The organism is Pseudomonas sp. 2,4-D (genome assembly GCF_030418155.1).
Lineage (GTDB): Bacteria > Pseudomonadota > Gammaproteobacteria > Pseudomonadales > Pseudomonadaceae > Aquipseudomonas > Aquipseudomonas alloputida.
The window spans coordinates 1-19,694 of record NZ_JAUHUI010000031.1; the positions used below are offsets into that span (position 1 = coordinate 1).

Sequence of the window (19,694 nt, forward strand, 5' to 3'; positions counted from 1 at the left end):
CGCTCTTCCGATCTGGTTCACCCGCGAAGAGGCCGGACAAGGCAATAAACCTCCTGAATACCTCCCCAAACCCCCGCCCCAGCCCCTGTCCATCAGCCATGTTGCTTTTTGTCGCAGTCTTTTCCATGCCTATTGCGCCCATCATCTTCAAATGCGCAGCGTTAACGGCTAGTCTCGCAAACATCCATACCGCCGTTGTCTTCCAACCAGAACGAGCCGGCCATGACAGATCTGTCCCGCACCCATGGATTCGCAAGTCAGGCCCTTGGCCTGCGGGACGGGCGTTTCTTCCGGCCGCCGCTGCCGGACGGCCATGTGCCGCGCCTGCGTTTGTGCCAGCGGCTGGAAGCCGGTTTGGGCGGGCGGCTGCTGCTGGTCAATGCGCCGGCGGGTTTCGGCAAAAGCTCCCTGGCCATCGAGTTTTGCGAAACACTGCCCGAGCACTGGCGCAGCCTGTGGCTTGGCCTGAGCCAGCGGGACGCCGACCCTGGCCGCTTCCTTGAGCGCTTGCTTGAAGGCCTGCAGCAATACTGCCCGGCACTGGGTGGCCAGGCCATGGGCCTGCTGAAAATGCGACAGCGCCACCAGCCGTTTGCCTTTGAAGAGTGGCTTGACGGCCTGCTCGACGAGCTGGCGCTGTACCTGCAAGCTGATACGCCGCTGCTGCTGGTGCTTGACGACTATCACCTGGCCCAGGGGCCGGTGCTCGACCGTTGCCTGCAGTTCTTCCTCAATCATCTGCCACCCGGTCTGGTATTGCTGGTGACCAGCCGCCAGCGGCCAGACTGGCACCTGGCGCGCCTGCGCCTGTCCCGGCAGTTGGTCGAGCTTAACGAACAGGACCTGCGCCTCACCGCGGATGAGTCGCTGGCGGTGATCGGTCGCCAGCCTACCGGCCTGCGCGGCCAGGCACTGGACAACCTGATCCAGCGCAGCGACGGCTGGGTGGCCGGCTTGCGTTTCTGGCAGTTGGCGGCCAGCGACAGCGCTGACGAGCAAGCCTTGCCCCAGGCGCTGCATGGTGGCGAGGGCCTGATCCGCGACTACCTGCTTGAAGAAGTCATCGACAGGCTACCTGCGGACGTGCAGGCCTTCTTGGACGAAACCGCCTGCCAGGAGCGATTCTGCGCTCCGCTTTGCGATGCGATGCGTGGCCGCCACGACAGTGCCGCCGTCCTGAGCTTCCTGCAGGCGCATCAGGTGTTCCTTGTGCCGCTGGACGAGCATGGCCACTGGTTCCGCTATCACCATTTGTTCTCCGACCTGCTGCGCAGCCGCCAGGCGAGCGAATCTCAGGTCGCTCTGCATTTGCGGGCCTGCCGCTGGTTTGAAGCTCAAGACCTGCTGGACGAGGCGGTGGAGCAGGCTTTGCGTGCCGGCCACCTCGATGTTGCCGCCGACCTGGTGCAAAGTCTGTCCGAGGAGCAACTGCTGGCCGAGCAGAATGTCGGCATGTTGCTGCGCTGGAAGATGGACCTGCCCGACAGTCTGTTGATCAGTACGCCGCGGCTGATCGTGCTGTACAGCTGGGCGTTGGGGCTGGCTTGCCAGCTGGATGCTGCCGAGGAACTGGCTGGCTACCTCAGTCGCTTTCTGCCCGCGCCTTCGGCGACCGCGCAAAAGTCGATGCTGGCCCAATGGCTGGCTCTCAGTGGGGTCATTGCCCGTGGCCGTGGCGACCGCGAGCGCACCCTGGCCTATTGCGGCGAAGCGCTGCAGAGCCTGCCGAGCAAGCGCTATGGCCAGCGGCTGGTGTGTTTGTCGACGCTGTCCAACCTGGCCATTGCCGATGGCGACTTCTGGCGGGCCCGAGGCTGGAACCGCGAGGCCCTGGAGCTAGCCCAGCGGGTCGGTAACCCCTTGTTCGAGGCGCTGGCGCATTACGACCGGGCGCGGGTGCTGCATGCCCGTGGCGAGGTGCTGCGCGCGCTGGACGAAGTGCGCCAGGGGCTGCAACGTCTGCAAGGGCTTTCGGCGCAGCGGCTGTATGCCGTGCGTGCGCGGCTGACGCTTTACGAAGGTTACCTGCTGGTCTCGCGTTTGCAGCCAGCTCAGGGCCGCGCGCGTTTGCGCGCAGGGCTGGGCGAGGCGCGAGCGTGCCGGGACATCAGTGTGCTCATCGGCCATTGCGTGATTGCCACGCTCGATGGCCGGGAAGGCCACTTTGCCGAGGCCTTTGCCGAACTGGCCGAGGCCGAGCGCTTGATGCACATCTGGGATGTGCCCCCGGTCTACTACCTGGCCATGATTACCCTGGTCAAATGCGAACTGTGGCTGGCCCAGGGGCGTACCGACCTGGCGGAGTCCTGGCTGCAGCGCCTGGGCCAGACCTATGGCGGCGAGCAGCCGGCGGCGGCACCGGAGTTCCATCCGCTGCTGCCATTGCACATTGCGTTGCAGCAGGCATCGCTCGATCGCATCCAGTTGCGTAGCGACGATGCCGTGCAACGCCTGGCATGCCTGGTAAAGCGCGGCCAGGCCAATGGCGGCATGATGCTCACCGTCAGCGCCCTGAGCCAATGGCTTTCCCTGCTGTTGGACGAAGGCAAGGAAGGGCAGGCCGCGCAGTTGCTGCCAAGCTTGCTGGAAGCGGCGCATGGCGGCGTGATGCAGCCGATGCAGCCCCTGCTGGAAAAACACCCGCAATGGCTTCATGAACAACTGCAGGCAGGTGCCGCTTGCCCGGTTCAGGCTGAACTGCTCAAGCACCTGCCGCCAGTGCCAGTCGCCAGTACGGGCAACGGCGAAGCGCTGAGTGGCCGCGAAATGGCTGTGCTCGAACTGATTGCCCAAGGCTGTTCCAATCAACAGATCAGCGAGCGGCTGTTCATTTCCCTGCACACGGTGAAGACCCACGCCAGCCATATCAACAGCAAGTTGGGCGTGGAGCGGCGCACCCAGGCGGTGGCCAAGGCCAAATTCCTGGGGTTGCTGGCGTGATACTGGCCCTGTAAGTCATTGCTCGTTAAAGTGATGGCCTGGCGCCATAATTTCTGGCCGACAATGCTCTACCCTCATCTTTCCCGACCAGCTGCCGATACAGCTATCGGTGGCATCGCCTCGCGCGATTTTTCAATCATTCCAAGGCAGGTCGTGTTGATGCTGCAGTACGGGCAAAAGAGCTTTCTGATCGTCGACGACTTTACCGACTTTCGTACGTCGACCCGTTCCATGCTGCGCGAGTTGGGCGTGCGCGACGTGGACACCGCTGACAGCGGCGAGCAGGCGCTGCGCATGTGCGCGCAGAAGCGCTATGACTTCATCCTGCAGGACTTCCATCTGGGTGATGGCAAGAAGAACGGGCAGCAGGTGCTTGAAGACCTGATCATCGACAAGCACATCAGCCATGAGTGCGTGTTCATCATGGTCACTGCCGAGAGCAGTCAGGCGATTGTCCTTAGCGCCATCGAGCACGAGCCCGATGCCTACCTGACCAAACCGTTCAACCGGGTTGGCCTTGCCCAGCGCGTCGAGAAACTGTTCCAGCGCAAGACGTTGCTAAAGCCGATCCTGCAGGCGCTGGACCGCAACCGTCCGGCCGAAGTACTGGCGGCCTGCGCCGAGCTGTGCAAGAAGGATCCGCGCCTGGCACCCTTGTGCTTGCGCTACCGGGCCGATGCCCTGCGCAACCTCAACCGTTTCGAGGAACTGGAAAAATTCCTCAAGGCCATCCTGGCCAGCCGTCCGCAGCCGTGGGTATATGCCGCATTGGGCGCATTGATGCACAAGCGTGGTCAGAATGCCCAGGCCCAGGGAGTATACGAGCAGGCGCTCAAGGCGTTCCCGATCATGCCAGGCCTTTACGATGGCATGGCCGAGGTGCTGGTGGCTCAGGGGGATACCCGGCGCGCGCAGAACTTGCTTGAAGAAGCCGTGCGCCTGTCGCCTTTGTCGGTGCGTCGGCAGTCGACGCTGGGCAAGCTGGCGCTGGAGAACGAAGACTTCGAGAGCGCATCGAAGGCGTTCCGTCATGCGGTGAACCAGGGGCAGAGTTCGCGCTACAAAGATGCCGAAAACAACCTTGGCCTGGTGCAGGCGTTGATGAGCAAGAATGCAGGCTTCGGCCTGGACGCCCGTACCCGGGTCGAGATCAACACCACGCTCAGCGAAGTGGCCAAGGAAAACCCCGAGGACCAAGGCCTGCAGGTGCGTGCGCGGATGATGAAGGCTGCCAGCCTGCAGCAGGCCGGCGACCCGGAAACGGCCGGCAAACTGACAGAACAGGCGATTCAGCGCCTGGACAAGATGAACCAGTTCTTCTCTGTCGATTCGGCCCTGACCGTCGCTGCGCAATTGCAGGCAATGGGGCAGGACGCCGCTGCCATCGGCGTGCTGAAGGGCTGTGTGGAAAGTTATGGCGATGACCCCAAGGTCATGGAGAAAGTGGGCAAGCTGACGGATGACCCCAGCGTGCTCAACGCCATTACCGAAGCGGTCACCCTCAATCGTCAGGGTGTGCGCAGTTACCAGGGAGGGCAGCTTGGCGAGGCGTTGCAACTGTTCCGAAAGGCATTGGGTTTACAGCCGAAGAACATCAGTATCGCCCTCAACACCGCCCAGGCGCTGCTGCGCATCGGCGGTGACAACCCTCAGCCTGCGATCATGCAGGAGTGCCGCGACGCCTTGACCAGCGTGGCCGGTATCCCTGCCAGCGACAATCGCTACGACCGTTACCGCAAACTGCACATCCGAGTGTTCGGCGCATGAATCAAGAGAATCAGGGGCTGGATTTTTCCACGGTGATCGCCTCCACCGTGCACGACCTCAAAAGTTCGTTGTCGGCGCTGATCCAGTCCCACAGCCAGTGGGTGGAACGCTTGCCCGAGGAGCTGCGCGGCGGTGCCGAACAGGGGATCATGGAGCATGAGTTTCGTCACCTCAACGGCATGCTGGTGCAGTTGCTGGGCTTATACAAACTGGGTGTGAACCAGTTGCCGGTATGCCCGGATTACCATGAGCTGGATGATTTCATCGAAGCTCAGCTTGCGGCGCACGAGGAAGTACTCAAGCACAACGACATACTCGCCACCTGGCGTATCGACACCGACAACCCGCTGGGTTTCTTCGACCGTGAACTGGTGGCCTCGGTGATCGCCAACGTTATCACCAACGCCACCCGCTTTGCCGGGCACGCCTTGCTGATCACCATCGAAGAGGCCGACAACCAGTTGGCCATTTGCGTCAACGATGACGGCCCGGGTTATCCAAAGCACATGCTCGAGCGCCAGGAGGAGTACATTCAGGGCATCGACTCGACCAGCGGCAGTACCGGCCTTGGGCTGTATTTTGCGGCGCGGATCGCAGCGTTGCATGAAAGCGGCGGGGTGCGCGGGCGGATCGAGATCTCCAACGGCGGGGCGCTTGGGGGCGGGTTGTTCAGGTTGTTCCTGCCTTGAGGTATTTGGCGCCTGTGAGATCGAGCGCCGCGCGGGCGGCGCTCGATTTCACAGACGCCACTTCGCCCAAGACATGAACCTCGTGCACCCACCCCATTTTCCTGTCAGGCTCCCGGTGTATTCACCAGCTTTCCCTTGAAGAAGACAAAGTGTGGAGGCCAGAACGAATGCTTGCTCACCAGCGACAAGAGTAGCTCGATCGTCGCCACCTGGTCGGAGCGCTTCAGCCGGAAGAAGAACATGCTGCCCCAGTCATCGCTGAAGTACTCTTTGAGGTCACTCGGATCTAGCGTCTCCGAAATCGGTCTTTCCTCAGGATCTTCTTCGTCAAGCTGACTGGCATAGTTTTCAAACAGTCGATCTTGCAGAAGCTCGAAGGCGTAAGGCTCCCACCTGAGAGGGGAGTCCTTATCCTCTGTGTCAGGCACTTCTGATGGGTCGAAAGCCAGCAGATATCCGTGGTAGTAGGCATCCTCAATTGGCTTGCACTTCTCCGCAGCTTCGGCTGCTTGATGCCAGTTATCAAAACCAGCAGCTCTCGCTGTGATCTCAAGGGCTTCGTGATGCGGGATATCTTTTTCTCGCTTCATGCGACGAGCACGCTGCTTCAGGCGAGAGATGGCTTTTTGCGAAACTAGGAAAATACGTTGCATGTTGAGGCTCCTCTGTTCGCGGAGTGCCGGTGCCCACTGCCGAGATCCGCACAGGGAATCCCAAACGCATTAAGTAAGAAGAGAATCGTCCCATTCGGGTTTGCCAAGGTGGGCAGCAGGCTTCGATCTAGCCCACATTGATCGTATAAGATTGTTCGCTGCTCATTCAAGATCACTCCTTTACCCTAGCGAGTTGAGAGCTTCCGAAGGCAGTCATGCTTGAGGAAGCTTTTAGGACGAGACGATAAGAGGCACGGACAAGCATGACTTCGCCTGAACTTACTGGTGGTGCCGGATTTACCTACGAGGACGCCGTTACGGCGCAGTACCTCGTGGCCATGGTCGGTGACACAACGGCAGCCGCCCTTGATGGGAGGGTCGTGCAGCGGGTCGCACAGCAGCAGGCTGACTTTGGCGAGCCGCTCGACGACGTAATTGTCGATGCGGCCTCCTTGGCGGACGGAACCGTCATGCGCTTATCGCTGCAGGTCAAGCGTTCGCTCACTGTCTCGGGGGCGGAGACCAACACCGACTTCCGAGATGTTGTCCTGCACAGTTGGCAAACGTTGCAGAAGCCTGACTTTCGCGAGCACATAGATCGCGTTGGAGTGGTGACGGGGGCTGTGGCGGAAGAGACATCCCGGGCTTTCGTGACCGTTTGTGAATGGGCGCGGGGTTCCGATACAACCGCGTCCTTCATACATCGGTTTGGCGATGAAGGGAGTGCCTCGGCCACTCACCGTGCTGTAGTCGCGGCGGTTCGAATGATCGCTCTGAACACAGGCACACCTCTGTCAGACGATCAGCTGTATCGCCTTTTTTCGCATTTGGTACTGATCCGATTTGACTTCCTTCACGTCGGGTCGACGCACGAAGCGGAGGCAATTGTCAGCCTGCAGCGTGCGCTTGCGCCGGGGCAAGTGGCGCGTGCAAATGATTTGTGGGGTCTGCTGCGCCAGATTGCTCGCGATGGTGCGGGTAGCAGCGCCGTGCATACCCGAGCATCGCTGGTGCGCGCGTTGGCTGGCTGGCGTTTCACGGGAGCCCCCGCGTTTGCCGGCGACATGCAGGTTTTGCGCGACAGCACGCGCCACTGGCTCGATCAACAGGCCAACGACATAGGAGGGACGCACCTAACTCGTCAGGTGCTACGCGACCAGCTCGGTGATCAGATTGCGGCCCACCGCCTGACGCTGATCAAAGGTCTTCCGGGCACCGGAAAGACAGTTCTGTTACGCGACCTCGTGCACGAGCTGGCCGCCGATGGAACCACCTTGTTCCTCACTGCTAACCGGCTTTCTAGCCGCAGCTGGTCGGAGCATGCTCGCGCGATAGGCTTAACGACAACCTCGATCGAGCCGCTGCTCATAGAGATTGCGGCCACCGGCCATGCCTTGCTGCTCATCGATGGTCTGGACCGTATTGCGCCGGAACAGCGATCTATTGTGACCGACTTGTTTGGCCAGCTTCTGACGAATCCGACGCTTTCTAATTGGCGCGTTGTCGCTACTGCGCGCGATGCCGGTATCGAGCCTCTGCGCAACTGGGTTCCTTCTGCGCTGCTCGCAAGTAGTGGTGTGGGTTATGTCGATGTGGAGAACCTGACGGACGAAGAGGCGAGATCGCTCGCGGATTCGCTACCGGCGTTGCAGCCCCTCCTTATTGGCGGAAACGAGCGTGTACGCACACTGGCACGCCGCCCGTTCTTTGCAGCTGTGCTGGCACGAGGATTCTCGCAGGCGGCCTATCCATCAGGATTCGCGCCTCAGTCGGAGGTGGATCTCGTAGATGCTTGGTGGGCTCGCGGTGGCTACGACGCACATGTGCCCCAGGCGCTAGCGAGGCAGCGGGGGCTAATTGAGCTAGCACAGCGCAGCGCGCCGGATTTGGGGCGCAATATCCGCATACGTGACCTTTCATCTGCGACGCAAGAGGTACTTCCGGCGTTAGAGGAGGACGGCCTGGTGCAGCAGGTGCGCAAGGGGCATACAGCGCAGTTCAGTCACGACATATTCTTCGAATGGTCGTTTCTCCACCTGTTGCTGGATCAGGGGGATGATTGGATCGCGGCCCTGACCGCGGCCGGTGAACCGCCTGCCTTGGCTCGGGTGGTAGAACTGCTGTCGCAGGCGACTTATCTGATACCTGATCAGTGGTCGCGCGAACTCCGCGCGCTTGAGCAGGCTCAGGTGCGGCCGCAGTGGTTGCGTGCTTGGCTCATATCGCCTGTGTTCAGTCCACGCTTCGCTGAGCACGTCGACATGTTTGCTGCGACATTGGCAGGCAACACCCATCAGCTCTTCGGGAAGCTCTTGGTGTGGATGCAGGCCGAGAAGACAACGCCCAATCCTATGGTGTTGTCCGGAGTCCTTGGGGGCGAACTTGATGCTGTCGCACGCATTCGTATTGCGGATTCGCTAGGGTGGCCATCGGACTTCGCGGCATGGCGTCGCTTGCTGGTGTGGGTCATCCAAGAGATCGACTCGATCCCGGATGCATACTTAAGCGACCTCGTCACACTGTTCGAAACTTGGCAGATCGCTTGCGCGGACTATCCCAACGCAGTGTCGCAGCGCATCGTCACGCAGTGTGCAGCCTGGTTGAATGCGATTGAGGATGAAGAGGTGGATCGCCGGGGCAGGTACAGCAAGCCGACGAGCAATTCTGCGCCGTGCGCGCCCCGAGAACTACAGACTGAACTGCGGGCGTTGATCCTGCGCGCGGCACGGGCCTACCCGGATGTGGTGGCCGATTATCTTGCTAGGGTTGAGACAGTTGAACGCTGGTCCGATAGTGCGTTCTGCGAGCTCATGACCTACGCGCCGGTGTTGGCAGAAACACACCCGGCACAACTAGCGAGAGTTGCCTGCCAATGGTTTTTGGAGGAGCTGCCCGATGACACGATGGCAAGGTGGCGCCGCGAAGCGATCCAGCAGAGCCGCCGGCGCAAAGAAATCGAGGCGATTCCACCAGAGAAACGGACTCGATTCGACGAGCTAGAGATTTCGAGCCCCTTCCTAGGGCACTCGTTCTCCCATCACGATTGGGATCGGTTATCGATCGGCGCTGATCATCAGGGCTACTTCCCTGCCTCGCCTCTGCGCGAACCGTTCCATTCATTGCTGATGCGCGATCCAGAAGTGGCGCTCGCGCTGATCCGCGATCTGGTTAACCACGCCACCACGGCATGGAGTCAGCTGCATAGGCACTGGCATCACAGTAATACACCGTTACCGCTCGTACTGGAGTTTCCGTGGGGAAGGCACGAATTTTGGGGAAGTGACCGGCACTACGTTTGGTTCCGTGGCCATGGTGGGCCGCAGGTTGTGGAATGTGCGCTTATGGCGCTGGAGCGTTGGGCCATCGCTCAGCTCGATGCCGGTCGCCCGCTGGAAGATGTGTTGCAACAGATCCTGGATGGGCACAACAGTATTGGCGTTCTGGGCATTGCAGTACACCTCGCTCTGCGAGCCAAGGAAGCTTCGACTACTACGTTGGCACTGATAAGCAGCCTTCGGCTGTGTCGGCTCGACTTGCAGCGCAAGGTTCAAGAGCACCAATTGCAGAGTGCCGGACTTATCGGCTTTGAGAAGGGAAGCATTGATGCAACGCACCGACAAGCTGTTGCTGACAACATGCAGATGTCATCGCGCGCTTTGGAGCTGCGCGACCTGGTGCCGTTCTTCGTTCTTGGTGGTGATGCGATGCTGCGGGATGCATGTCGTAAGGCACTAGATGATTTCCCGAATAGGCTGGAGTTCGCTTCTCAGGAAGAGGCGCAGGATCCCGAGCACGTGGCTGAGCTTCGGCGTATGGCCGAACTCTGGTCTGAGCTGGGCCATATCGAAAACTACAAAGTTGAGCCAATCCCCGGCCGCAGCGACGCGGTCCAGATTTCGATGAGCAGTCCCCGGCATGAAGCTGCTGAAGTGCAAGAGGCTCTGCAGCGCCATGCGCAGGTGGGCCGCGAGACGGAGTTGTGGCTGTGGGTGGAGAAGTGCTTCAGCTCGCATCAATGGGCGGTAGGATTCACGGCGGATGAGGCGGTCGAGCGTGCCATGGAGCTGGCTGAAGCAGCTGCTGCAGGACGGTCAATTTCGCTGATGCCAGGCAGCGGGCTGACCGAAGGCGCAATCGCAGGAACGGCTGCGGCCGTAATCTGCTTTTCCGATGCGGGCGAGCATAGGGCTTGGGCTGACTCCACGATAGAGAGTTTCTGCCTCATGCGTGAGGAGGAGGCCGACGACATATTTGCCAGATCCGTGATTCCTTGGCACCCGAAGATCTTTGTGGTGCGTGCATTGGCCGCGCGTATTAAGTCGGGGAGCGAATATCCTGGTGACCGCGAGGAGCTCTATCGTCTCATCACCCATCCCCTCGACTCGATCTCCTTAGTTGCGCTCGAAGAAGTCGCCAGCTGCTGGGAGTGCGATGCACGCTTTGCCTGGTGCGGTATGAACCTCGGGCTGCGGTTGGCACAACTCGTAGGCAGGCGAGACATGTACCGACTCGACACCGATGCGAGGCGGCAAATGGAAACAGATCGCCGAGTCATTGCATTAGCAGCTGCGCTCGATGAGTACAGGGGGCAAGGGCCATTGCCTGTTTGGATACGCCCCCTGCCTTCTTGGCAGCAGATCGCCTCGGATGCCGAGAGTTTGTCGGTTTTTGATGAGGACGAAGAAGACGGTTGGGCAAGCACCGATGATCTTTGGGATGGCCAATACGCCGCGAATGTCCTAAAGAACGTCCCGGTGGGGGCTGTTATGGCGAGCTCGTATCGAGCGCATTATGTAGATGCTCTTGAGGCGTTTGTCAGCTGGACGCTAGACACGATCAATCCGGCATGGCGAACCGAACGGCGCCGGGGGCGCGAGCGTGGCGACGGAAACCTCTATGAGTGGAAGGATCAGTTGGGAAGGATGTTGGCAAGCGTTGTACCCCATCTTCCTGGCGACGAGACCTTGCGGAGACTTCTACGGCCGATCCTTGAGCAGCCCGATGAGATTGCAATGCGGCTGCTCGCCCCATTCACTGTATCGCTGGTTTGTAGTGAAGTTCTTGATGCGCTGGAGATCCGGGATGACACGCTACAGTTACTGCAGGTCGTGCTCGAACGAACGCTAGAGAGCGATGACCTGCGACGCTCGCGGTATAACGATGGGCGCATCGGTGGATTCGACCTCCCGAAGCTGATCAAGTCACTACTCTTCGTGATTGTGGAGCACGCCTCTGGGGCTGCGCGCTTTGCCAACGGCAATTGGGGCGACGTTTCCCATGTCATGCCATTGATCGACCGTATGGTGCGTGCCGCTGGTTGGAATCCCTACGTCGCGTGTCGGTTCGTCACGCTATGTGAACGTGCCGGCGCTGCCTACCCGGTCGATATGTTCGCTGACCAGGTGCTCGCACAGATCGTTGATGGACGATTGCCCACGGGCTGGAAGGGTAGCTCGATACCGGCCGCGATTGCTGCTCTCGTGCAGGCGCATGCTGATCGCTTGCATCCGCTGCCCGCCCCCCTGGCTCGTAAGCTGCTGCAGGTGCTTGATGCGCTGGTCGACCTTGGCGATCGCCGCAGCGCAGCCTTGCAGCAAAGCGAGTCATTTCGCGGTGTGTCTCGCTGGGGCAGTTTGAGTCCACGGCTAGACTGAAGGCTTTTCGTGAGCGTCTCCATCTGGGCAATCAAAAGATCGTCATTTTCGATAACGCCACGTCTGTGGCAAAAACTGTGAGCGATAAAATGGCACAAGGATTGAAGCTGTTATTGAATGGCTATGACTCAGGCCATGGCGACGAGATCATCGGGCTACTAGCTAATGCTGAACACTTGGAGTGCATGGTTGCGTTTGCTAAGTCTTCCGCGAGCGAGGCTATCCTAGAGCCTCTTAAGCAGGCGATTGCTCGCGGGATGACAGCTCGGGTGGCGGTTGGCCTGAGTCTGTTTGTGACCGATCCCGCGATGCTGTATGAGCTGTTCAAGGTGGAAAAGAATTCCCAGAACAAACTTGAGCTCTACCTGAGTTCAGCGGAAGAAACCTTCCATCCCAAGATCTACGCAGTGCGCGAGCCTGGAGGTCACAGAGTAATCGTCGGCTCCGCCAACCTGACTGCTGGTGGCTTCTCCAACAACTACGAGGCATCGGTCGTCGTCAATGATCGCGACGGTGCATTGATGGCATCTGTCCAAGAGCACTTTGGTGGCTTGATCGAAGAGGGCGCGCTCACTCGTGCAACGACGGCGCGCATTGATGGGTATGCAAAACTCCATGCCGTTCACGAGGCTTGGCGGAAAATGGCAAGTCGACGTGCGGAAAAAATCAGCCGCGGTGACTTGCACAGCTTGGAGGTGTTGACTGACCGGCTGGCTGACATGCAGGCTGACGATTCGCCTTATGGGTTTGCGGCCCAACAAACTTACCGTGCTAGGGATCGGCTCATGGCGAGGCGGCGAATCAAAGATATCGCTGGATTAGGTAAGGTCACCCGCGATAATTTTCTCGAAACTTACGAAGGCCTGATCGAATGCTTTCATTCCGGAGGACTGCATCGCGGGAAGCGTATCGTGTCGCAGAACTCAAGTATCTTCATCTGCGCCCTTGCAGAGGTCTTGGAGCTGAACCGCGCAACACCCGCCCAAGCATTTGAGTTATTGCACAGGCACTTCGTGGGTATTGATCGAGCGGGTATTAATGTCCTGACGGAGATCCTCCATGCCTTGGACAACAAGCGATATGCGGTGATGAACCAGAATGCGGTGAGCGGGTTGATAGTCGCCGGTTACGATCAATATCCCCTGCGGCCGTTGAAAACCAATGTTACCCCCGAGCTTTACGAGCAATTCTGCCGAGACGCCAGGGAGGTTCAAACTCAATTAGAGTTGGAAAATCTCTCTGAGGTAGACGCTCTGTTCAACTACGTCTACTGGCTTGACGAGTAGATGCGTGCATTGTGCTCGTGTGTTGAGGTCGCTCAAACGCCCAGGCCTGCCACACGGATCACCCGCGAGAATGGGCCAAATCACTAGCCCTTTCTTGAAGCTATTCAAAGCAGTCACAATCAGCTGCCCCGCACCCTCCAGGCATGTAACACTCAAAGGCTACCGGGGGATTACTGAGATCGCTTGCCTCATATGGCTTGTTCTCGCCGCCTCGAAGCACCCTATCATTTTCCCACGATTTGACGACATACATATCGCGATCAAAGCAGTGATAGCCATCCATGAAAGAGCTGTGATGGTTAGAGAGGAATTCATTGCAAGCTTCCCTAAGCTCACCCGGCGAGGCCATAAACCACTCAGAAACTTTACCTGAGCCCTTGTGTTTGATGCGCGCGAACCGCCGCTCAAGCTCGCAGATAGTTTCGGCCTCGATCCTACGAATCGCTTCGCGGCTAACCCCCTCTTTGATTTTGAAACCACAATAGGGCATGTAGTCTGGGTTATGGCTGCTGCTGGCCCTTGTCGCTAGCCCATTCTTCGTTAGGCCGACCTTTGCTCGATCATCAGAGCGGCTATCCATTCCGACGTAAATCCAACCGTTTTCAGAGTTTTCCTGCCTGAGCCGCTCCTTTTCGACCCAAGCCATTTTGTAATCATCAAAATCATCAGGGTCGAATTTGTCTTCCCAGTATTTGTCGATCGCCATTCAAAGCCCTCCAAATGATAATGATTTGAGCAAGCAGCACCGACTGTTGGCGCTGATTGAAAACTGATCCACCCTGCCGATTGAAAATTGACCCAGGGCGGATTGCTGATTTTGCATCAGCAGTTGTGGATAAGCTTAGCAATCACTCAAGCGTGAACACGCGTACATGGATGGCCACTGCAGGCATTCGACTTGACCAAGACACGCCGAAGAGGTGGCCGGCAGAGAGTGGCCAAAGCTGCCATCGTGTGTCTAAGCAAGCTCTTCTTGTCCATCGGTAGTTTGACGATACGGACAGGCGTCTCCTTCGTGCTCTGTTCTCCGAACTGCTTCTCTGTTGTCATTCCAGATCTCTGAACTATCCAACCATGGCATTGGGACTACACACCACCAGCTTCATCGATCCGCGGGTCATGGCCACGTATAGGTGCTGTGCGCTCATGCCCTCTGTGTTCAGCACCACGGCCACCTCCGCTTCCAGCCCCTTAAGTAGTAGAGTGCTGCCCACTGCACGCTTGGGCAGCGGTCGGCCCAACAGTCGTTTTTCTTCCCGCACACGCCTGGCGGTCTCCGCCAGCGGTACGGTTCCTGGCGCGGCCTCTCGCAATGCCTTGAGCGCGCCGTAGAGAATGGCGGGCCGGTGTACGCGTACATTCGGCATGCCGCGCAGGTCCGACAACAGCGTAGCGGCGGCAGCAATAGACGGTGCGCGCAGGAATGCCAAGGCGCTGCTCTCCGCTTCGGACGGCGGATTCCTGGCGGTTCCTCGCGCTAACGAATCCAGACGCCGTGTGAGCTCGGGTACACCTACGTTGGTCATGACGCCCTGCGCCAGTGTCAGGAGCTGTCCCAGGGCATCCGGCGAAGCCACGTCGAAGCTGCTACCGAAGGCAATGAGGTCTTGCAGGTCAACGGCCTCGACTGTCGACGCTCCCGGAGTATGGCTCGCGAAATTATGTTGGATCGCACGGTTGCGGCTGTCGGCGATTAGCAGCACGCAGCCGTCAGGTGTGGGCGATGGCGTCCGAGCTGCAACTAGCCGCTGTGCGTGATCGTTGGGTGGTGTGACTTGAATCCACGTCACATGTCCTGCCGGTCCGCTACGCAGGTCTACCTGTTGCCCGGCGGCTAGCAAGCGCCGGGCTTCTAGCAGCCACAGCCCGAGCGCTTCAGAGCCTGCATTGCGCCATCGCCAGGGCGTAGCCAGCTCGGCCACGACCGGGAAGTGCGCGCACACCTGCTGGTTCCAATCAGCCAGGGCATTGCCGCGAAACCCGAAGATGGCCTGCATCGGGTCGCCGAGCACGCAGGTTGGCAGGATCAGCGAGAGGAAGTAGACGATGTAGTGCTGGGGCACCGAGCAGTCTTGGTATTCATCGACGATGAGTTGCGTATAGGACGCTTTCAGCACCTCGCTGACGTGTCCGGTCTGCAGCAACCTCCAGGCCGCCTCTCGGATCGCCGGGTAGTCGCGAGCCGGTGTGGCGAGCCGCAGGATGTCGGGGTTGTGGCCGCTACGGCCCGGAAAGCTCGCGATCAAGCGGATGGCCCAGCCGTCGATCGTGCTCAATCGATAGGCACTGTGCGGCACGCCTGCTCGATCGAGCCTGCCGCGTAGGGCTGCCACACCGGCGTTCGTGTGCGTGAGCACGAGAATGGGTTTGCTGCCTCGGTGGCCGGCCAGCGCGTGGGCGATCAATTGCGTCTTACCGCAGCCGGCCGGTGCCGTGACCGTGCCGCGGGTGATCGCACGCAGGTCGATCTCAACGGGGCCCATGAGCAGCCCACCCTGATACCTGGGTCATCAATGCGTTGAAGCCTGGGTCGCACAGAGGTAGGTCAGGCGCCACGATGGTTCTCGCCACGTCCTCCATCCAGGAGATGGATTTGAACCAGCCAGCCTTACGGATGCGTGCCGCCTGCCCGAGTAGGGTTCGGCTTGGCACCGAAAGCGCGTTGGTATTCTGAATCTCGTCCCAGACGGCTTGGATGGTGAGCGTGTTGTTCGAGACCGTCCGAAGGTGCTCGTGAATCAGGTCGCCATGTAGCTCATATGCGTAGTTGATCAGCTTCTGGCAGGCCACTGGCGTGAGACTGCCGAACAACTCGTCCTCTAACGCCCTGCCTGCGCGGTAGGCAACGACGGCACCGCCGCCCTGACGGAATGCCAGTTCGATGGCGGCCGTGGGCTGTTTGTCGTCATCGCGCACGACCATGACCCGGTAGCCCAAGGACTGGAAAACCGCTGCGCGCGCGTATGGACGATCTGCATCGCCGCCACCGCAGTCGACCATGGCAACGCCCTGCGCCGCCAAGGACACGCCTCCCTGTTCTATTCGGTGCAGATCCAGGCCTCGAAGGAGCCCGATCTCGCTTGCTCCCTCACACACGATCACAGAACGTGCCAGGAAAGCCTCGGGGTACAGGCGAATGGTGCTCTGGATGTCATTGTCGGTCCCGACCACCCGAGCCTCGTGGCCGTGGGGGGCGCTGCGCAGCACGAAGAGTTGACTCCCCGAGAGTTCTCTGAGTGCCACAGGCGAATGCGTGGTTAGGAATACCTGCAGCGGAGCCGCCTCCTTCGCACCGAGGGAGCCTAGGAACCGCGCGATGCGGTGCGGCTCCAGGCCGTATTCCAGCTCATCCGACAGCACGATCGACGCCTGACTGGCCGCCTTGCGCTGCAGTCCAGCGACTAACAGACGGGTGGAACCGACCCCCAAGCTGCGAAGCGGAATACCGCCCTCGTTGTGCAGGGAAATGGTGCCGCCGCCGAACGACACGGAATGCGAATCGAGTAGCGCTCTGGCCTTCGCGCCGATGTGGACGCCCAGTTCCTGGGCGGTCATAGCGACGATACCCAACGCCTCGCCCAACTGCTGTTCGGCCTGGTCGCCAAAGGTGGATCGCGCATCCCGTGCTGCCTTGACCAGAGCTGCCGAGGCATCGGCCCGCTCCTCCGAGATGCGGTTCAGAACCGAGCCCCGTTGCCAACTCAGGTTGTAGTCCGCAAGAGCCCCGATCCGAGTGGGCGCTAGCGCCACGCGATCTTTCCACGCTAGTGACTTCACCAGGCCCTGCTGGGCGGCGCGGCTGGAGATGAGGGTCCAAGACGGCTCCAGGTCACTGGCAACCTCCAGGTTCAGGCAGAGCACAACCTCCGCGCCAGCGGAGGGCTCGTCTTCGACGACACCAGTGGAGGTGTGGTAGCCGCGGAGAAAGGCACCGAAGCTCTCTAGCGTCCTCATGCTGTCGTCGAGGTCGCCCAGCGTTAGCGTGATGCTGATCGAGTTCGTGATGTCCAGACCGAAGAAGTCGGCGTCGGATATCTGGATATTTCGCCTAGCACCCAAACATAGGTCGATTGCGTCCAACACAGTGGACTTGCCACTGTCGCCCGGGCCGATCAAGCAGTTGATACCGGGCGTCGGGCACCAAACCAACCGCTGAATGCTGCGAAAGTTGGCGATCTCGATTTTCCTGATTCTTGCCATTGGGTGCTCCTGTGATGGTATGCGCCTTAGGAAGTTTTGGTGCCAAAGTGTTTGGCGAAGTAATCGATCATTTCCGCCGCCTGAGTCCCCTCACGGAATCGTTTCTGTTCATCGAAGTTGATCGACGGCAACATGTGGATAAATTGATCCTCTGCGTAGAGCGACATCACGGCCTCTGGGTCTAGCAGGGGCGTGCGCCGGCCGGTCAATCCGTTTGCTGCCTCGATGGCAGCCCCGATCATGACGTCAGCGATCTGGACGGCGGGGCTGGTCTTCGAATCGACCTGGGTCACGGAAGACAGTTTGAGCGGAAAGCGGATGCCCGCGATCTGCGTCTGCCTGAATTCGACCTCATCTTGGTGGTCGATATAGCGCTGCAGAAGCTCGTGGTACGTGAGTAGGTTCTTCGATTGGTCGTGCTCGACTCGGTACGGTCCCGCCGCCATCACCTCCATCCGGCTGATAAGAGATTGAAGTACCACCATCGCCGCGTCGGTCGAAACGCCCGGTGTGGCAATCGCAGACAGGCATTCAGGTGCCGCTAGTGCGAGCGGGCCGAGCGCTTCGGGTAATTGCTGCCAGTCCAGTTCTCTGACTGCCCTAACCAACGCCTCCAGGGCTTGTGGAGTCTTCGATTTGATAGCCTGCTGGAAGGCTGCGAGCATTGCATCGAAGCCCTCTTTGCCTAGCAAGGTGGGGCCGACTGTGTACAACAGCGAAGCCAGTGCATAGTTCTGGCCGTCTTGGTAGAAGTCCATTCCACGCTCGTAGTAGAACGGCTCGACTGCGTAGTCCATGAACATGAGCAGCAGCAGGTAGCGCTTGTCGCAGATGTAGGTTACGCATTTCTGCTGTGCTAGCACGGCCCGCTGCAGGTCTAGCAGGGGTTGCCGATAGCCAGGCCGCTTTGCCAGCGCGTGGTACTTGAGCTCCGGCGCCTGCAGCTTGGGGAAATGATTGCGAATCAGCCGCGCCGCCTCGTCATCGGTAATGGCCACGGCGGTGGCACCCTGAAAGCGCTGTTCAGGGTTGAGTAAATCGAACCCGGTGTAACCACTCTCGTCGATATGGAAGCATTCCATGCGTGTTCTCCCTGGCGTCACAGATGGAGCAACGTGGCTGTAGTCGCGAACTGATCATGCCCAAGGCTGGTGCGGAGTCGCCCAGTCCACTGGGCGCAACCCAACACCCGGACTTAGCGCAACCTGGGCTAGTCTGCGACCACATTTTTCTTTCCTGGAAGCAGCTCTAGCATAAGCCTCTAGGTCGTCTTACCACTCGCGCAAAGCCGCTACGCTTTGGGGCGCAATCGATTTGGTAGGCTGTCAATGGAGTTGACGTCACCTAACTCGATCTCTAGTATTGAACCCAACACGGCCCCTCTCGGTTGACTCACTTTGGTGATGAAGCTGCTGAGGGGTTTTTTATTGCCTGAAATTTTCACCAATCGGTGTCCCAGCCTTGGTGCGTCCCCATACCAGCATGGTTGAGCCCCAAGTGGGACAACTGTGGGAACTGCTGCAGGTGCTGCTTCATCCGCTGCGGCCAAGTGGAACGAGGATTTACCGTTCGCAACAGATGGCGCGTTATGCAAAGTAGCAGGTAGCACCGTGCCAGGGCATGTGCGTTCCCTACAAAGGGAGCGACCCAGGGGACCTCTCCCACCGGCGGCAGTTTCGGCTGGTCGATAATGTTTCTATTCCATAGCCGGCTGTGGTGAGCGCAGACGTTGCGAAGGTAGTTAAGGCTTCGCAGCCAGGACGCAAAGGTTCGCCCGTTTGAGATGCCGTACTTTGCCGAGATTGCATCTTGGTCGGCTTCTCGCATCCCGCTGAACAGAGTGGACATCGTGCCAAAGTCCCAAACCTCCGCAACAATCCATAGCGGTAGTGGAAGTCCGTACTTTGCTTTGCAGTGCTGAATGAAGTCCTCTTTGGAGCGGGAGATCAGCTGGTTATGGCGGGTCAGCCAATCTTGATGACGGCTGATTCCCGTACTCGCAAGGATCCTCCCGCAAAAGTCCTTATGGAGCAGGCCAGGTTGCATGTAGGCGAACGGATCCAGGCCGCCGAGGCCGTGGGTAATATCTACCCTCAAACCGATTTCGATTCGCTCCAGAGCATCCATTGCTAGGAGGCGCAGTTGTTTATCGAAGACGTAAAGGTCCACGGCATTTTGGAAAGTGGCGCCCGGCTTGAAATCGTCCGTGAGGACTTTCGTCACCTTCAGCTTGCTCGGTTTCTTTCCTCCATCGAGCATAACCACGTCGTTTCGCTCTCTGAAGGCATACCAGTACCCACTCAGCCGGTAATAGCCTATTCGGCTAAGGCATTCCAGTGCCAGCGCTCGGTCGGTGATGGTCATGCCCCGCTGGATTAGCTGGTTCAGCTGGTCTTCGAAGCTCATCCAGGGTTTGAGGTATCCCGTCATTAGCTACTTCCTTTCGCCTACTTCTTCCACAGCACCGTCGGCAGCACCGAAGAAGCTGCGATTGTTGCCCAGGGA

General features: G+C 59.4%; 11 protein-coding genes. 5 read left to right on the top strand and 6 right to left on the bottom strand.

Translation table 11 applies throughout. The features are described 5' to 3' along the window. The first annotated feature begins 222 nt into the window (after positions 1-222). The 3 genes from QYE47_RS19590 (at position 223) to QYE47_RS19600 (ending at position 5,396) form a co-directional block, all read left to right on the top strand. Positions 223-2,940 carry a LuxR C-terminal-related transcriptional regulator gene (locus tag QYE47_RS19590; RefSeq protein WP_014589691.1) on the top strand — a complete coding sequence of 906 codons (2,718 nt, stop codon included), beginning with the start codon at positions 223-225 and terminating at the stop codon, positions 2,938-2,940. A 159-nt stretch (positions 2,941-3,099) separates the two neighbouring features. Further along, positions 3,100-4,707: a tetratricopeptide repeat-containing response regulator gene (locus tag QYE47_RS19595; RefSeq protein ID WP_070383451.1), complete on the top strand. Its 1,608-nt coding sequence runs from the start codon at positions 3,100-3,102 to the stop codon at positions 4,705-4,707. Continuing rightward, entirely contained in the window at positions 4,704-5,396 is a 693-nt protein-coding gene (locus QYE47_RS19600; RefSeq protein WP_070383452.1) for a sensor histidine kinase KdpD, read from the top strand. The genes QYE47_RS19595 and QYE47_RS19600 overlap by 4 nt, the downstream gene beginning before the upstream one ends. Before the next feature lie 104 nt (positions 5,397-5,500). Here the strand turns inward: QYE47_RS19600 and QYE47_RS19605 are convergent, their stop codons facing one another. Further along, positions 5,501-6,049 (bottom strand): hypothetical protein, encoded by a 549-nt coding sequence (locus QYE47_RS19605; protein ID WP_070383453.1) that lies wholly within the window; start codon positions 6,047-6,049, stop codon positions 5,501-5,503. A gap of 263 nt (positions 6,050-6,312) precedes the next feature. On the opposite strand from QYE47_RS19605, the gene QYE47_RS19610 reads away from it, so the two are divergent. Together QYE47_RS19610 and QYE47_RS19615 are read left to right on the top strand one after the other, a co-directional pair. Next, complete coding sequence (locus QYE47_RS19610; RefSeq protein WP_070383454.1) at positions 6,313-11,703, top strand: NACHT domain-containing protein; 5,391 nt, start codon at positions 6,313-6,315, stop codon at positions 11,701-11,703. 77 nt (positions 11,704-11,780) lie between these two features. Continuing rightward, positions 11,781-12,989 carry a phospholipase D family protein gene (locus tag QYE47_RS19615; protein WP_237141840.1) on the top strand — a complete coding sequence of 403 codons (1,209 nt, stop codon included), beginning with the start codon at positions 11,781-11,783 and terminating at the stop codon, positions 12,987-12,989. A gap of 100 nt (positions 12,990-13,089) precedes the next feature. Here QYE47_RS19615 and QYE47_RS19620 read toward each other — a convergent pair whose 3' ends face one another. The 5 genes from QYE47_RS19620 to QYE47_RS19640 all read right to left on the bottom strand — a co-directional run bounded on the left by QYE47_RS19620 (position 13,090) and on the right by QYE47_RS19640 (position 19,619). After that, positions 13,090-13,695: a GIY-YIG nuclease family protein gene (locus tag QYE47_RS19620; protein ID WP_070383456.1), complete on the bottom strand. Its 606-nt coding sequence runs from the start codon at positions 13,693-13,695 to the stop codon at positions 13,090-13,092. Between the two features lie 358 nt (positions 13,696-14,053). After that, complete coding sequence (locus QYE47_RS19625) at positions 14,054-15,472, bottom strand: UvrD-helicase domain-containing protein (protein WP_070383457.1); 1,419 nt, start codon at positions 15,470-15,472, stop codon at positions 14,054-14,056. After that, positions 15,459-17,189: an ATP-dependent endonuclease gene (locus QYE47_RS19630; RefSeq protein WP_070383458.1), complete on the bottom strand. Its 1,731-nt coding sequence runs from the start codon at positions 17,187-17,189 to the stop codon at positions 15,459-15,461. Before QYE47_RS19630 ends, QYE47_RS19625 begins: the two co-directional genes overlap by 14 nt. Positions 17,190-17,215: 26 nt before the next feature. Next, positions 17,216-18,271 carry a DUF3800 domain-containing protein gene (locus QYE47_RS19635; RefSeq protein WP_070383459.1) on the bottom strand — a complete coding sequence of 352 codons (1,056 nt, stop codon included), beginning with the start codon at positions 18,269-18,271 and terminating at the stop codon, positions 17,216-17,218. Between the two features lie 358 nt (positions 18,272-18,629). After that, positions 18,630-19,619, bottom strand: coding sequence for an Abi family protein (locus tag QYE47_RS19640; RefSeq protein WP_070383460.1), 990 nt, complete (start codon positions 19,617-19,619; stop codon positions 18,630-18,632). Positions 19,620-19,694 lie beyond the last annotated feature (75 nt).

Coding starts and splice junctions, on each gene's coding strand:
- QYE47_RS19625 (WP_070383457.1), bottom strand. CDS start 15,472: ATGGGCCCCGTTGAGATCGACCTGCGTGCGATCACCCGCGGCACGGTC.
- QYE47_RS19605 (WP_070383453.1), bottom strand. CDS start 6,049: ATGCAACGTATTTTCCTAGTTTCGCAAAAAGCCATCTCTCGCCTGAAG.
- QYE47_RS19590 (WP_014589691.1), top strand. CDS start 223: ATGACAGATCTGTCCCGCACCCATGGATTCGCAAGTCAGGCCCTTGGC.
- QYE47_RS19600 (WP_070383452.1), top strand. CDS start 4,704: ATGAATCAAGAGAATCAGGGGCTGGATTTTTCCACGGTGATCGCCTCC.
- QYE47_RS19640 (WP_070383460.1), bottom strand. CDS start 19,619: ATGACGGGATACCTCAAACCCTGGATGAGCTTCGAAGACCAGCTGAAC.
- QYE47_RS19635 (WP_070383459.1), bottom strand. CDS start 18,271: ATGGAATGCTTCCATATCGACGAGAGTGGTTACACCGGGTTCGATTTA.
- QYE47_RS19620 (WP_070383456.1), bottom strand. CDS start 13,695: ATGGCGATCGACAAATACTGGGAAGACAAATTCGACCCTGATGATTTT.
- QYE47_RS19595 (WP_070383451.1), top strand. CDS start 3,100: ATGCTGCAGTACGGGCAAAAGAGCTTTCTGATCGTCGACGACTTTACC.
- QYE47_RS19610 (WP_070383454.1), top strand. CDS start 6,313: ATGACTTCGCCTGAACTTACTGGTGGTGCCGGATTTACCTACGAGGAC.
- QYE47_RS19630 (WP_070383458.1), bottom strand. CDS start 17,189: ATGGCAAGAATCAGGAAAATCGAGATCGCCAACTTTCGCAGCATTCAG.